Consider the following 14,036-nt stretch of genomic DNA (forward strand, 5'->3'; position numbering starts at 1 on the left):
ATGGCAGCTGAGGAATCGCCTATTGGCTCTTTTCCGCGCTAGGTTCGGCGGTATTAAGAAGGCTGTTTTTTCGTCGGCAAATATCCCGGCGGCGATGGCGGTTGTCGTTATTGCCATTGGCGCGGCGTTCGCGGACCACCAGAACAAAGTCGTCTCGGACCAAGCCGCCCGTGCGGATGTGCTGGCCAAGGTCAATCTTATCCGCGCCAAGCTTGAAGGCAACATCAACGGAAACCTTCAACTCGTGCAGGGACTGGTCGCGACGGTCGTGACTGAACCCTATATGGGACAGCAACGCTTCGCCTCGCTCGCGAGGAACCTGTTTGGCGGGGACTCGCAATTGAACAATATTGCCGGCGCGCCCGATCTGGTCATTTCCCTGATGTACCCGATGGAGGGGAACGAGAAGGCATTGGGGCTCGATTACCGCAATGACGAGCGGCAGCGCGCGGCCGCGCTAAGGGCGCGAGACGAGCGCAAGCTGATTATTGCCGGTCCCGTCGACTTGATGCAGGGAGGACAAGGCTTCGTCGGTCGTATTCCGGTTTTTGTACGGAGTGCGGGCAACACTGAAAGGTTCTGGGGCATCATTTCGGCCGTTGTCGACGTGCAGCGCCTGTATAAGGCGAGCGGTCTGCTCGACGATGATCTCGGGATTGATGTAGCGCTGATCGGTAAGGACGCTCTCGGTGCAAGTGGAGATCAATTCTTCGGCAATAAGGGGGTCGGCAAAAGCAATCCGGTGACGGCCGACGTTCTGCTCCCGTCCGGTTCGTGGCGGATCGCCGCCATCCCCAAAAACGGCTGGCCTTCGACGCCCGACAACGCGTGGTTGTTGCGCGCGATCATGGCGGCGGCCGGGGCCTTGGTTGTGATCCCCATCCTGGTTACGGGCCGCCTGATTGGCGAGAGACAGCGCAACTATGCGGAACGGAGTCGGTTGTCGAGACGCCTGGAACTCGCTCTGGAAGCGTCGGCTATTGGCGTTTGGGAACACGATCTCGCGACCAACAAACTTACCTGGGACGATCGCGTCAACGAAATATACGGCAGACAAGCTGGGGAGCGCCGCGGCTATTTGGACTGGGCCGGAGCAATCCACCCGGATGATGTGGCTGGCGCCCACGCCGATTTCGACAGCGCGATGACCGGCGGCGAACCATATTTGTCGGAATACCGGATTATTCGGCCGGATGGCGAGATTCGTCATGTCCGATCCAAGGCAACAATTTACCGGATCGCAAACGACACCCCGAAAATGATCGGAGCCGAATGGGATGTCACAGCCGATGTCCTGCTGAACAAGGATCTGGTTCGCGCAAAACAGCTTTCCGAGTCGAAAAATGCAGAACTCGAGTTGGCCAAGGCGCGCATAGAGCACATTGCGCTCCACGATTCGTTGACCGGTTTGCCCAACCGGCGTTATCTGGACCAGGTGCTGGAAGACTACGCAGCAAACGCCCGGCGCGTCGGCGGGCATGTGGCACTGCTTCACATAGATCTGGATCGGTTCAAGCACATCAATGATACGCTTGGCCATGCCGCGGGCGACGCAATGCTTGTTCATGCGTCGGCTGTCCTCCGGTCCAAGGTCGACGGCGAGGGGTTCGTCGCTCGGATCGGAGGAGACGAATTCATCGTCCTTTGCGTGGTGCATGACGTTATCAGGCAACTGACGCAGCTTGCTGACCGCGTCATCAGCCAGATGCGAGAGCCCGTCTACTATCAGGGCCATCGATGCCGTTTTGGCGTGAGCGTGGGAATTGCAGTCGACAATGGAAAAGATGTCGAAGCCAAACACCTGCTGGTCAACGCTGACATCGCACTTTATCGGGCAAAGAGGCGTGGGCGCAATCGATACGAATTCTTCACCGAGGCGATGCAAAGCGAAATCGTCGACACAAAACGGATTGCCGACGAAATTCTCGGCGGCCTTGAGCGCAACGAGTTCATTCCCTTCTACCAGCCGCAATTTGACGCAAAAACGCTCGAAATTGTTGGGGTCGAGGCGCTGGCGCGATGGAGACATCCGGAGAAGGGTATTTTGGCGCCCGATGTCTTCCTGAGGATTGCGGAAGAACTGAATGTCGTCTCGATCATCGATCGAACCATTCTGGAGCAATCGCTTTTGGATCTCGAAGGGTGGTCTGCTGCGAATGTTCACATTCCGCGGGTATCAGTCAACGTTTCTGCACGACGCCTTCAAGATGAAGAACTCATTAAGAGTCTGAAGAAACTAAACATCAAGAAAGGTACAGTTTCATTCGAGCTGGTCGAGTCAATTTTCCTCGACGACAATGATGATCTTGTTACATGGAATGTTGAGCAGATAAAAGAACTCGGCATTGATGTGGAAATAGACGATTTTGGTACTGGCTATGCCTCCATAGTCAGTTTGCTCAAATTACAGCCTCGCCGGCTGAAGATAGATCGCCAGCTGGTCGCCCCAATTGTCAAATCGCCGCAACGAAGGCAGGTCGTCTCGTCGATCATTGAGATCGGCAAAGCCCTGGGTATCGAGGTCGTGGCGGAGGGTGTCGAGACGATGGAGCACGCAAGGATACTCAAGCGCTTGGGCTGCGATATGCTGCAGGGTCACGCCTTCGGGCATGCGTTGGATTCCGAGGGGCTAAAGGCCTTTGTTCGATCTCGGCGTCTGCGCACGGCCAGCTGACTGTTGACATCAGCCTCAGGGCCTCCGGCAGCGAAGCGGCCCGATCGAAGTTCGTACCACTGCAGTACAGACGCTGCCAAACAGCCTACCACCATTGGCCTCGACGACTGTCCTGGACGGCCATCTTGGGAAGCGGGCTGAGCTAAATCATTGGTTTATAAAAGATAAATGGATGGCTGGGGAACCTGGATTCGAACCAGGACTAACGGAGTCAGAGTCCGTGGGTCTACCGTTAACCTATTCCCCAGCAGGCGCGGCTGTTGAAAACCACGCGGCAGGGCGACGATGTCGCCGCGCGTGCCTTGTAGCCGCCGCCGGAAAATAGTCAAGCCTGCCGATGCTCTCAATTCACCACGTTTCGATCGTGGTCTTTCAGGCGCGGCATCTCACTTCTCACCCCGGCCAAGCTGCGAGTGCTCGAAATACAGCACGACGCCGAGCGCTATCACCAGCGGGATGATCAGGTAGAACAGCCGGAACACCAGCAGTGCGGCCAGCACGCCGACCGGGTCCATGTGCGACAGGCCGGCGAGGAAGACGACCTCGAACACGCCGAGCCCGCCCGGTGCATGCGAGATCTGGGCGATCGAGAACGACACCAGGAAGACGCCGAGCACGACGAAATAGCCGGGATTGCCAGCTGCGGGCAGGGCGAAGAAGATGATCGCTGCCGCCGCCAGGAGCTCGATCGGGCCGATCAGCAATTGCCGTGCGACGATCGGCAGCGCCGGATAGTGGACCTGGAAGCTGCCGATCTTCAGCGGTCTGAGATGCAGCCAGCTGCCGAAGACATAGGCCGCCACCAGCAGCAGCATGGCCACGCCCGCGGCTACGGTCAGGCCATGATGCGGTACGCCGGAGAACCGGTCGATGATTTCAGGCTCGAAAACCAGCACGAGGCCGGAGACGAGGATCGTCGACAGCACGAAGGTGATCCAGCAGATCGCCACCAGGACGCCCACATCCTGCCCGGTGAGCCCCCTTGTGCCATAGGCGCGGTAGCGGATCACGGCGCCTGAAAATACCGAGCCGCCGATATTGTGCGACAGCGCGTAGGTGGTGAAGGAGCACAGCGTGACGAACAGCCAAGAAACTCGCTTGCCAATATGCAGGAGCGCGATGTGGTCGTAGCCGGCCAGCGACGCATAGGCGATGACCGAGCTTAGCGCAGCAAACACCCAGCCACGGGCCGGGATGGCGACGATGCCGTCCCAGACGTCGTCGAGCGAAATGCCGCGCAGCTCATGCAGCAGCAGCCATAGCGAGAAGACGACCGCCGCAACGCCGACGACCGGCCAGAAATAGCGCCTCCAATTCATCGTGTGACGATCATGCGTTGCAGCCCCGTTGCCCTTTCCGGTTCGCGTCAGGAAAACCGTCCGCCGTTCCGGATGTTCCATCCCCTCATTTCAGAAATGCCTTATTGAAGCCGGCTATTCAACCGCGAAGGCGCGGCTCTTCTGCCGCCACCTCATGCCGACGGGAAAATTCGGCTCCTGCGCTCTTGGTGATCCGGCCCGGCGCTGCTAGTCTGGCGGCAACTTAGAACATTTGACAGCGCCTGCTGCGTCCGGTCTCCGGTTCGCGCGGCGCCGGAAGGAACTGAAGTGGAAGACCACGATACCGGCGCCGGCGCGCCGGAAGTGGGCGTGTCCAGGGCTTCGCCGCCGCCGTCCGGTCAGGCAAGCCCATCCGCCGGCCGGCAGAATGGCCGCCCGGTGCAGGCTTGGTCCGGCCAGGCCGGCGACACGTCCCAGCACCAGAATGGCCAGAAGGCCAAAACCAGGAAGCGGCGCAAACGCCGGCGCGGCCGCAAGGTTTTTGTGCGCGATGACGCTCAGCTCGCAGCGACCGGACTGTCGGCGCCCGTCGCTACCGGCGCTCCAGCCAGTCATCCGCCCGAGGCGATCGTCGTGCCTTTGCCTCCGCAGGCAAGGCCGGAGCAGGGCATTCGCCGCCCGCCGGCACAGGAACTGCCGGTGTTTGCCGCACTTGACCTCGGAACCAACAATTGCCGGCTGCTGGTGGCAGTGCCGACGCGCCACGGCCAGTTCCGCGTCATCGACGCGTTTTCGCGCATCGTCAGGCTGGGCGAGGGCCTCACCGCCAATGGCCGGCTCGGGCAGCCGGCGATGGACCGCGCGGTCGAGGCGCTGAAGATCTGCGGCGACAAGTTGCGCAGCCGCAAGATCAGGAAGGCCCGGCTGATCGCCACCGAAGCCTGCCGCACGGCCGCGAACGGCGCCGAGTTCCTCGACCGCGTCGAGCGCGAGGCGGGCCTGAAGCTCGAGATCATCGACCGCCAGACCGAGGCGCGGCTGGCGGTTTCGGGCTGCGGCTCACTGGTCGACCGCGACACGCAAGGCGTCGTCCTATTCGACATCGGCGGCGGCTCCTCGGAAATCGCGCTGATCGATCTTACCGGCCACCGCTCGCCAAGGCTTGCCAACCATATCGTCTCCTGGACGTCGCTGCCGGTCGGCGTGGTCTCGCTGGCCGAGCGCTTCGGCGGCCGCACCGTCACCCGCGAGATCTTTGCCGCCATGGTCGAGGATGTGGCCGTGCGCCTGCACGCCTTTGACGGGCGTGACCGGCTGAGCCATGTGCTCGCCAGCCCGAAATTCCATCTCCTCGGCACCTCGGGCACGGTAACGACGCTGGCCGGCGTTCACCTTGACCTGGAACGCTACGACCGCCGCCGGGTCGACGGGCTGTGGATGGACCGCGACAGCGTCGACCGCATGGTTGAAAAGCTGGTCGGCTGGGACTTTCAGCAGCGCGTCGCCAACCCTTGCATAGGCGCGGATCGCGCCGATCTGGTGCTGGCCGGCTGCGCCATCCTGGAAGCGATCCGTGCGGTGTGGCCGTCGGAGCGGCTGCGCGTAGCCGACCGCGGCCTGCGCGAAGGCATATTGAGCGAATTGATGGCCGATGACGGTGTCTGGCGCAACAGTGGGCGTGGCAGAGCATGATCCCGAAAAGTGGCAACCGGTTTTCGGAAAAGATCATGCTCAAACAAGTAATTAAGCAATGACCAAGAAACCGGAAAAACCAGGCTCTGCCAGCATTCGCGTGCTGAAGACGCGGATCAAGAAGAAAAGCGGCCTGAAGGAATCGTCGCGCCGCTGGCTGCAGCGTCACATCAACGACCCCTATGTTCAACGCTCCAAGGCCGACGGCTACCGCTCGCGCGCGGCCTACAAGCTGATCGAGATCGACGACAAGCACCATCTGCTCAAGCCCGGCATGAAGGTCATCGACCTTGGCGCGGCACCCGGCGGCTGGTGCCAGGTCGCCGCCGCGCGCACGAAGTCGACGGCCGAACACCCGCATGTCGTCGGCATCGACTATCTCGAAATGGACGCGGTGCCGGGCGCGCCGGTGCTGCTGATGGATTTTCTCGACCCGCAGGCGCCGGAAAAGCTCGCCGAAACGCTGGGTGGCCAACCGGATATCGTCTTGTCTGACATGGCGGCGCCGACCACCGGTCACAAGCGGACCGACCACATCCGCACTATGTATCTGTGCGAGGTGGCGGCCGACTTCGCCCTGTCGGTGCTCAAGCCGGGCGGTCATTTCCTCGCTAAGACGTTTCAGGGCGGCGCCGAAAACGAGCTGCTCTCGAGGCTCAAGCAGAATTTCCGCTCGGTTCATCACGTCAAGCCGCCAGCCTCGCGGGATGAGTCGGTGGAGCTTTACTTGCTGGCGAAGGATTTTAAGGGGCGAGAACTCCCACCTTCGTCATCCCAGGGCGGAGCAGGAGCGTAGCGACGTCGCGGAGACCCTGGGATCCATGCCGTTACATCAGCCGAAGGGCACTGGCGAGCAGAAAGAGGCCTTCAGCGATCGGTCATTCCATGTAATCCATTCTGCACCGCAGCAACGCTCTGATGTCACGGCATGGATCCCAGGGTCTGCGCTCCCGCTTCGCGGTCACTCCGCCCTGGGATGACGAAGCTGGGGGATCAACTCCCCGGTGGGTCCACCTCCAGCGCCTTGGGCGCGGTCAGCCCGCCATAGCCCGACACGGCGTTGCCGGCGTCCGGCGCCAGCCGCATGAACGACAGCGATGCGGCCGCCGATACGGCCGCGACGATGAAGAACGCGATGTGGAAGTCGCTCAGCGTCAGCGGCCCGCCATGGATTGTCGTCGACACTTCCAGGATGCCGCCGGCCAGCGCCACGCCGAGCGCGATCGACAATTGCTGGAAGACCGCGGCGATCGGCGTTGCCCTGCTGGTGTCGGCGGTCGAGATCTCGGCATAGGCGAGCGCGTTGATGCCGGTGAAGAACATCGAGCGGATGAAGCCGCCGACGAGCAGGGCGGCGAGGATCAGCAGATAGGGTGTCTCCGGCGTGAACAGGCCGTTGATGGCGATCGTCGCCGCCGCGATCAGCGAGCCGAAGATCAGCACACGGCGGAACCCGGCGACCCTGAAGATCAGCGCAGTGACGAATTTCATGCCGATGGCGCCGATCGCCGCCACGAAAGTGATCATTCCCGATTGGAACGGCGTCAGCCCGAAGCCGATCTGGAACATCAGCGGCAAAAGGAACGGCACGGCGCCGATGCCGATGCGAAACAGTCCGCCGCCGAGGACCGAGGCGCGGAACAGCTGGTTGCGAAACAGCTCGAGCGCCAGCAGCGGGTTCCTGGCGCGGCGCGCATGCAGAAGGTAAAGCACGGCCGACACCAGCCCGACCGCCACGGTAAGGAAGCCGGCAATCGGCGGCAAGGCGGGCAGGCTGACCACCGACAGGCCGAACACGATGCCCGATGCCGCCAGCCCGCTCAGCACGAAGCCGATGAAGTCGAGCGGCGGCGTTTGCGCCGCTTCGGTTTCCGGCAGGAAACGCGTGGCCAGCCAGATGCCGATCAGCCCGATCGGCACATTGATCAGGAAAATCCAGTGCCAGGTGAAGTAGGTGGTGATGAAACCGCCGACCGGCGGGCCGACGAGCGGCCCGACCAGCGCCGGAATGCTCAGCCAGGACATGGCCGCGACAAGCTCGCTTTTCGGCGTGGCGCGCACCAGAACAAGGCGTCCCACCGGCGTCATCATGGCGCCGCCAATACCTTGCAGGAAGCGCGACATCACGAAATCCGGCAGCGAATTGGACACGGCGCAAGCGACCGAGCCGACGATGAACACGGCGATCGCCGCACGAAACACGTTCTTGGCGCCAAAGCGGTCGGCCATCCAGCCGCTGATCGGAATGAACACCGCCAGCGACACCAGATATGCGGTCAGCGCCAGCTTGAGCGCGACCGGGCTGGTCTGCAGGTCGATGGCGATCGCCGGCAGCGAGGTCGCGATGACGGTCGAATCCATGTTCTCCATGAAAAGGGCGACCGCCAGGATGAGCGGAATGGTGCGGTTCATGGAGCACGTCCGGATTTGAATGTTCGCCGCCGATTGCTTGGCAGTCCCTCGGGGCAAAGGGGGCAAGCCGACACGCAGGGCGGTTACCACGGGTCAGGTCGGATGTCGCCTTAATTTGCCGTCACATTTGCGCGACGCTTGGCAAACGTGCCGGTTCGGAGCCTGCGGAAAATGGCGCCCAAATAAAACCCGCCTCGGCGGCAGGTCGATGGCGCAAATCAGCACCATGAATAAATTCCTAGCATAACTGCCGTCACAAAGCAAGGCCAGATGTGCTAGTCACTTCAGCAAAAGCTGGCGTCCCTGCAAATTCTCGCCGTCGGCACCGCCCTCATCGCCCTGCCGATCCTGCCGTGCACAACCAATCGGCTTTTCATCGGCGACGGGACGTGTTACGAGCCAGCGCCAATCCTGAAAGGGAAGAAGACGAGTCGGCGCTGTCCATCCGGTCCAGCGCTTTTCATGCATTCCGAGGGCTGGCCATGGCAAAAATTATCGAAACGTCCACGGGCGCATTGGCGCTGACCTTTGACGACGTGCTGCTGCAGCCGGGTCATTCCGAGGTCATGCCCGGCGAGACCGATATCCGCACCCGCATCGCCGGCGACATCGACCTCAACGTGCCGATCCTCTCCGCCGCCATGGACACCGTCACCGAGGCGCGCCTTGCCATCGCCATGGCCCAGGCCGGCGGCATCGGCGTCATCCACCGCAATTTCTCGCCGGCCGAACAGGCCGAGCAGGTGCGGCAAGTGAAGAAATTCGAATCCGGCATGGTGGTCAACCCCGTCACCATCGGCCCCGATGCGACGCTCGCCGACGCCTTGGGCCTGATGCGCACCTACAGCATCTCGGGGATTCCCGTGGTCGAGAATGGCGGCGCCGGCGGGCATACGGTCGGTCGGCTGGTCGGCATCCTGACCAATCGCGACGTGCGCTTCGCCTCCGATCCGGGGCAAAAGGTCTACGAGCTGATGACCCGTGAGAACCTGATCACGGTCAAGGAGAACGTCGATCAGGACGAGGCCAAGCGGCTCCTGCACCAGCACCGCATCGAAAAGCTGGTCGTGGTCGACAGCGACGGCAATTGCGTCGGGCTGATCACCGTCAAGGACATCGAGAAGTCGCAGCTCAACCCGCACGCCACCAAGGACGTACAGGGGCGCTTGCGCGCGGCGGCCGCCACCAGCGTCGGCGATGACGGCTTCGAGCGCGCCGAGCGCCTCATCGACGCCGGCGTCGACCTTCTGGTGATCGACACCGCGCACGGCCACTCGCAACGCGTGCTCGACGCGGTGACGCGGGCCAAGAAACTGTCCAATTCGGTCCGCATCCTGGCCGGCAACGTCGCCACCGCAGAAGGCACGCTGGCGCTGATCGATGCCGGCGCCGACGCGGTCAAGGTCGGCATCGGGCCGGGTTCCATCTGCACCACCCGCATCGTCGCCGGCGTTGGCGTGCCGCAGCTTTCGGCAATCATGTCGGCGGTCGAGACGGCGCAGAAATCGGGCGTCTCGGTCATTGCCGATGGCGGCATCAAATATTCCGGCGATCTCGCCAAGGCGCTCGCCGCCGGCGCCAGTGCCGCCATGATCGGTTCGCTGCTGGCCGGCACCGACGAGAGCCCGGGCGAAGTCTACCTGCACCAGGGCCGCTCGTTCAAAGCCTATCGCGGCATGGGCTCGGTCGGCGCCATGGCCCGCGGCTCAGCCGATCGCTATTTCCAGGCCGAGGTGCGCGACACGTTGAAACTGGTGCCGGAAGGCATTGAAGGGCAGGTGCCTTACAAAGGACCTGTGTCCGGCGTACTGCACCAGCTTGCGGGCGGCCTGAAAGCCGCTATGGGTTATGTCGGCGGTCGCGACCTTGCCGATTTCCGCGACCGCGCCACCTTTGTACGCATATCCAACGCCGGACTTCGTGAAAGCCACGCCCATGACGTCACGATCACCCGCGAAAGCCCGAATTACCCCGGCGGAGCCTGACCAGCTTGCGCGAAGCCTGACGGCAATGATGCTGCGGCTGTCGCGCCACGCTGCAGCACTTTGTTTTGCCTGCGTGGCGGTTTTCATCGCCATGACGGCGATGGAGTTCCTCTATTTCCGCCAGTTGAGTGATGGCCTGCCGTCGCTCGATATGCGCTGGACCGGTTTCACCCCGGATGAGGGCATGGCTTGGCTGACGGCGCTCGGCCGGCGCGGCAGCGAGATCATTCTGGTCTGGCACTATCTGACCTTCGACCTCTTGTTCCCGGCGCTGCTGTCGCTGACATTGGTCAGCCTGATCCTGGCCACGGGACGGCGGCTGAAGAATTTTCGGGCGCTGCCCGCGCAGCTCCAGTCGCTGTTCGCGCTTGTCCTGGTGCTGCCCTATACGCTTGCTGATTATGCGCAGAACTTCGCGGTCGCCCGCCTGCTCTCGGATTTCCTGTCGGCCAATCCGGATTCGCTGTCCTTAGCCTCGGCGCTGATCGTCACCAAATTCGCGCTCCTGGCGATACCGGTGATCGTCATCGCGGTTTTTCTTCTGGTGGGGCAGAAACAGCGCCGAACTTAAGGCCAAACAGGCTCAAGCCTACAAATCGAACACTGCGATCTTGCGCTTGTCGAACTTGATCGCGATCTCGCCGCGCACCAGCTTGAGGGCGGCCTCGCCGAACACGGCGCGTCGCCAGCCTTGCAGGGCCGGCACGTCGGCGTCCTCGCCCTCGGCCGCGATGCGGTCGATGTCGTCGCTCGAGGCCAGCACTTTCGAAGCGACGCCCTCCTTTTCAGCGACGATCCGCAACAGCACTTTCAGCAGTTCCGCGGCGGCATTGGAACCTTCGGGCGGCTGAAAACTTTTCGGCAGCTTCGGCATGCTCTCCCTCGGCAAGGCAAGCGCTGTGTTGACCGCGCCAAGTAGCGCCGTTGCCGTCACTGAGCGCTCCCAGCCTTTCGGAGTGGTACGCAGCTTGCCGAGTGCTGCCGCATCGCGCGGCGCCTGCTGGGCTATCTCGTAGATGGCATCGTCCTTGAGCACCCGGCCGCGCGGCACGTCGCGTTCGCGCGCCTCGCGCTCGCGCCATGCCGCAACTGCTTGCACGATCGCCAGCTCCTGCGGCTTGCGCAGTCGCATCTTCAGCCGCTTCCAGGCGTCCTCCGGATGCGGATCGTAGGTTTCGCGCGCGGTCAGCACCTCCATCTCCTCGTTCAGCCAATGGGCGCGGTTTTCCCGCACCAGTTCGGCGCTGAGGTGCTGGTAGACCTCGATCAAGTGGGTGACGTCGGCAAGTGCGTAGTCGAGCTGCTTGTCGGAAAGCGGCCGATGGCGCCAGTCGGTGAAACGCGAGGACTTGTCGAGCCGAGCGCCGGTGATCTTCTGGACAAGCTGGTCATAGGAGACGCTGTCGCCGAAGCCGCAAACCATCGCCGCCACCTGGGTGTCGAACACCGGATGCGGGACCAGATCGCCGAGATGAACGATGATTTCGATGTCCTGGCGCGCCGCATGGAAGACTTTGACGACGGCCTCGTTGGCCATCAGCCTGAAGAACGGCTTCAGGTCGATGTCGGGTGACAGCGGATCGATCAGCGCCGTCACGCCGGGCGCCGCCATCTGGATCAGGCAGAGGATCGGCCAAAACGTCGTCTCGCGAATGAATTCGGTGTCGACGGTGACGAAATCCGACTTTTCGAACGCGGCAACAGCGGTCTCGAGTTCTTCTTGGGTGGTGATGACGTGCATCAAATCGCTTTTGGCAAAGGGTAAGGTCTCCTTCAATTTCAGCCGCGCGGGCTTTCGTCAAGCCGCAGCCCCGGGTTCAAGACATATGGGGCCGTCATCGGTGCTTCCCGGGCCCGTCGGGATCGTCGTTGCGTTTGGCCAGCCGGGCGAACACCGTCGATGTGCGCAACAGGCCGATGAAACGGCTGCGATGACCTGCCGGCACGCCGGATCGTACCTGCATCCGGTACACGATGACGACGATAAAGATGGCGTAGACGATGGCGGTGAACACGAACAGCGCGCTTGGCCCGAAATACTGCATCGCCGTCGAGGCCGCGAACGGCCCGCCAATGGCGCCGAAGGAATAGAACAGCATCAGCGCCGCGTTGATCAGCACGAACTCGCCCTTGTCGGCGCGGTCGTTGGAGTGCGCCGCCGACAGTGAGTAGAGCGGCATGGCGAAGCTGCCGAAGATGAAGACGATCAGGAAATTGAGGAATGGATTGCTGCCCGCCATGAAGCCCAATGCCAGCGCGGCAAACATCGCACAGCACGTCGTGATCAGCAGCACGGAACGCCGGTCCCAGCGATCCGACAGATAGCCGAGCGGGTACTGGATAATGGCGCCGCCGAAGATACCGACGCTGACGAAAGTGACGACGTCGGCGACCGACATGCCGATCTGCTCGGCATAGACCGGCGACAATGTGCGGAAGGCGCTGTTGGTGACGCCGACGGCGATGCAGCCGAAGCAGCCGAGCGGCGAAATCCGCCAGACGCGGGCCAGGTCGAGCTTGACGTCTTCCGGCGGGGTCGGGTTGGAGCGGTCGCCGAGCGAGACCGGCACCAGCGAGAGCGTGATCATGATCGACATTATGGCGAAGATGGCGAAACCGCCGGCGCCGAAGATCGGGATCAGGAACTGTGCGCCTGTGACCGAACCGATGTCGACCATCCGGTAGATGGCCAGCACCCGTGCGCGGTCCTTGTTGGCGACCCCGGAATTGAGCCAGGCTTCCATGATGGTGAACAGACCGGCGAAGCAGAACCCGCCGGCAAAGCGCACCGCGCACCACATGACCGGGTCGACGACCAGCACCAGAAGCAATGTTCCCGCCGAAGCGATCGCCGCCAGCGCGGAAAAGGCGCGCACGTGGCCGACCGCCTTCATGATACGGGTGACGGCGAGGCAGCCGAGCAGGAAGCCAGCGAAATAGAACGTGCCCATCAGGCCGATGGTCGAGGCCGAAAACCCTTCCTGGGCGCCGCGCAGTGCGATCAAGGTGCTTTGTAACCCATTGCCGCCGAGCAGGATGCCGGCGGCAATAAGAAGCGGGATCAGCGGGCGCATGGAGGACATGAAGGAAGGCCTGTCGTTGATCCTTCTTGAACCATCGTCCGCGCCAATGCCAGCGACAATTCCCGGCGATTAGCGGGCCAGCACCGGCAATCAGTTTCTCAGCTTGAGTTTTGGCTTGGGAGCGGTCTTTCGCACTCCCGAGGGCGCACTGGGTGGCTGTCCCTACCGCAGAATTCTGTTTGTCATCAGCCATTTCACCGAGCGGGGCCACGCGTAGTTCGGACCCATGCGAAGATCGGTAAAGCCTTGCAAAACAGGTTTCCCGGTTTCGGCGTCAAGAATGCGAATGAACATGGTATGCTCTGTTCGATTGACGCGCGTTACGACGCCAAGCAAGGCAAGAGACGCGCCGTGCTCTTTGGCAATTTTGCCTTCACAGCCCCCGCAGTTGCGCAATCCGTGCGGTGCACCCGGCTGCTCGCCCTTCGCTGGCACATCGACGATTGTGAAACGCCCGGACTTGGAAAGCATGTCCTTCGCCATTTGTGCCGACTCGGACAGATAGCGCTTATCGTGTTCGTCAGGAGGAATTATCCCCGCCCCAGCGCTCTTGTCCTCCAATTCGAAAGGAAATACCTCGATTGATGCCGGCTTTGTCTGCTGGGCGTGGGCAAATGTGCAGGTGCCGACAAGCAGCGTCATCAGGACAGTCAATGTGCGAATGCGCATGGCAGTCCTCCCATCAATGTGACGGCCATTGTACACGGCTTGACCAGCCTAATCACGATCAAAGCAGAAGAAATGCTACGCTTTGGCTGTGGCGTGGAGTTTTTACACAGTTACTGGGACGAGATCGCCAGAGGAAAAGGAGCGAGGCAGTAAAATAGCCGGCGATCGTCGGACTTACATAGAGGCTCCGATCACCTGTATATTCCATCGTGCTTTCTATACCTCATAGGCACGTCACGCG

Annotated in this window: 10 protein-coding genes and 1 tRNA gene; 5 read left to right on the forward strand and 6 right to left on the reverse strand. The window is 62.1% G+C overall.

The features are described 5' to 3' along the window. Positions 1-94 precede the first annotated feature (94 nt). Positions 95-2,674: a bifunctional diguanylate cyclase/phosphodiesterase gene (locus AC0L26_RS05455; protein WP_473632132.1), complete on the forward strand. Its 2,580-nt coding sequence runs from the start codon at positions 95-97 to the stop codon at positions 2,672-2,674. Positions 2,675-2,847: 173 nt separating this feature from the next. Here AC0L26_RS05455 and AC0L26_RS05460 read toward each other — a convergent pair. After that, positions 2,848-2,921, reverse strand: a tRNA-Gln gene (locus tag AC0L26_RS05460). Between the two features lie 139 nt (positions 2,922-3,060). Then, a complete protein-coding gene (locus AC0L26_RS05465) occupies positions 3,061-3,993 on the reverse strand; it encodes a lysylphosphatidylglycerol synthase domain-containing protein (protein WP_473631643.1) in 933 nt (310 codons plus the stop codon). A gap of 288 nt (positions 3,994-4,281) precedes the next feature. Here AC0L26_RS05465 and AC0L26_RS05470 point away from each other — a divergent pair, with 288 nt between their 5' ends. Further along, positions 4,282-5,646 (forward strand): Ppx/GppA phosphatase family protein, encoded by a 1,365-nt coding sequence (locus AC0L26_RS05470; RefSeq protein ID WP_473631644.1) that lies wholly within the window; start codon positions 4,282-4,284, stop codon positions 5,644-5,646. A 58-nt stretch (positions 5,647-5,704) separates the two neighbouring features. After that, entirely contained in the window at positions 5,705-6,442 is a 738-nt protein-coding gene (locus AC0L26_RS05475; RefSeq protein WP_473631645.1) for an RlmE family RNA methyltransferase, read from the forward strand. Positions 6,443-6,639: 197 nt separating this feature from the next. Here AC0L26_RS05475 and AC0L26_RS05480 read toward each other — a convergent pair whose 3' ends face one another. Beyond that, on the reverse strand, positions 6,640-8,058 hold the full coding sequence (locus tag AC0L26_RS05480) for a DHA2 family efflux MFS transporter permease subunit (protein WP_473631646.1): 1,419 nt from the start codon (positions 8,056-8,058) through the stop codon (positions 6,640-6,642). A gap of 482 nt (positions 8,059-8,540) precedes the next feature. Here AC0L26_RS05480 and guaB point away from each other — a divergent pair, with 482 nt between their 5' ends. After that, on the forward strand, positions 8,541-10,043 hold the full coding sequence (gene guaB, locus AC0L26_RS05485; protein ID WP_473631647.1) for an IMP dehydrogenase: 1,503 nt from the start codon (positions 8,541-8,543) through the stop codon (positions 10,041-10,043). A gap of 25 nt (positions 10,044-10,068) precedes the next feature. Further along, positions 10,069-10,614 (forward strand): hypothetical protein, encoded by a 546-nt coding sequence (locus AC0L26_RS05490; RefSeq protein WP_473631648.1) that lies wholly within the window; start codon positions 10,069-10,071, stop codon positions 10,612-10,614. 18 nt (positions 10,615-10,632) lie between these two features. On the opposite strand, the gene rnd is transcribed toward AC0L26_RS05490, so the two are convergent. The 3 genes from rnd to AC0L26_RS05505 form a co-directional block, all read right to left on the reverse strand. Further along, positions 10,633-11,784 (reverse strand): ribonuclease D, encoded by a 1,152-nt coding sequence (rnd, locus tag AC0L26_RS05495; protein WP_473631649.1) that lies wholly within the window; start codon positions 11,782-11,784, stop codon positions 10,633-10,635. Positions 11,785-11,878: 94 nt separating this feature from the next. Beyond that, entirely contained in the window at positions 11,879-13,126 is a 1,248-nt protein-coding gene (locus AC0L26_RS05500; protein ID WP_473631650.1) for an MFS transporter, read from the reverse strand. Positions 13,127-13,288: 162 nt separating this feature from the next. Next, complete coding sequence (locus tag AC0L26_RS05505) at positions 13,289-13,795, reverse strand: DUF3280 domain-containing protein (RefSeq protein ID WP_354493798.1); 507 nt, start codon at positions 13,793-13,795, stop codon at positions 13,289-13,291. Positions 13,796-14,036 lie beyond the last annotated feature (241 nt).

It is taken from the genome of Mesorhizobium sp. WSM4823, assembly GCF_055811195.1.

Coding starts and splice junctions, on each gene's coding strand:
- AC0L26_RS05500 (WP_473631650.1), bottom strand. CDS start 13,126: ATGTCCTCCATGCGCCCGCTGATCCCGCTTCTTATTGCCGCCGGCATC.
- AC0L26_RS05465 (WP_473631643.1), bottom strand. CDS start 3,993: ATGAATTGGAGGCGCTATTTCTGGCCGGTCGTCGGCGTTGCGGCGGTC.
- AC0L26_RS05480 (WP_473631646.1), bottom strand. CDS start 8,058: ATGAACCGCACCATTCCGCTCATCCTGGCGGTCGCCCTTTTCATGGAG.
- AC0L26_RS05505 (WP_354493798.1), bottom strand. CDS start 13,795: ATGCGCATTCGCACATTGACTGTCCTGATGACGCTGCTTGTCGGCACC.
- guaB (WP_473631647.1), top strand. CDS start 8,541: ATGGCAAAAATTATCGAAACGTCCACGGGCGCATTGGCGCTGACCTTT.
- AC0L26_RS05490 (WP_473631648.1), top strand. CDS start 10,069: ATGATGCTGCGGCTGTCGCGCCACGCTGCAGCACTTTGTTTTGCCTGC.
- AC0L26_RS05475 (WP_473631645.1), top strand. CDS start 5,705: ATGACCAAGAAACCGGAAAAACCAGGCTCTGCCAGCATTCGCGTGCTG.
- AC0L26_RS05455 (WP_473632132.1), top strand. CDS start 95: ATGGCGGTTGTCGTTATTGCCATTGGCGCGGCGTTCGCGGACCACCAG.
- rnd (WP_473631649.1), bottom strand. CDS start 11,784: ATGCACGTCATCACCACCCAAGAAGAACTCGAGACCGCTGTTGCCGCG.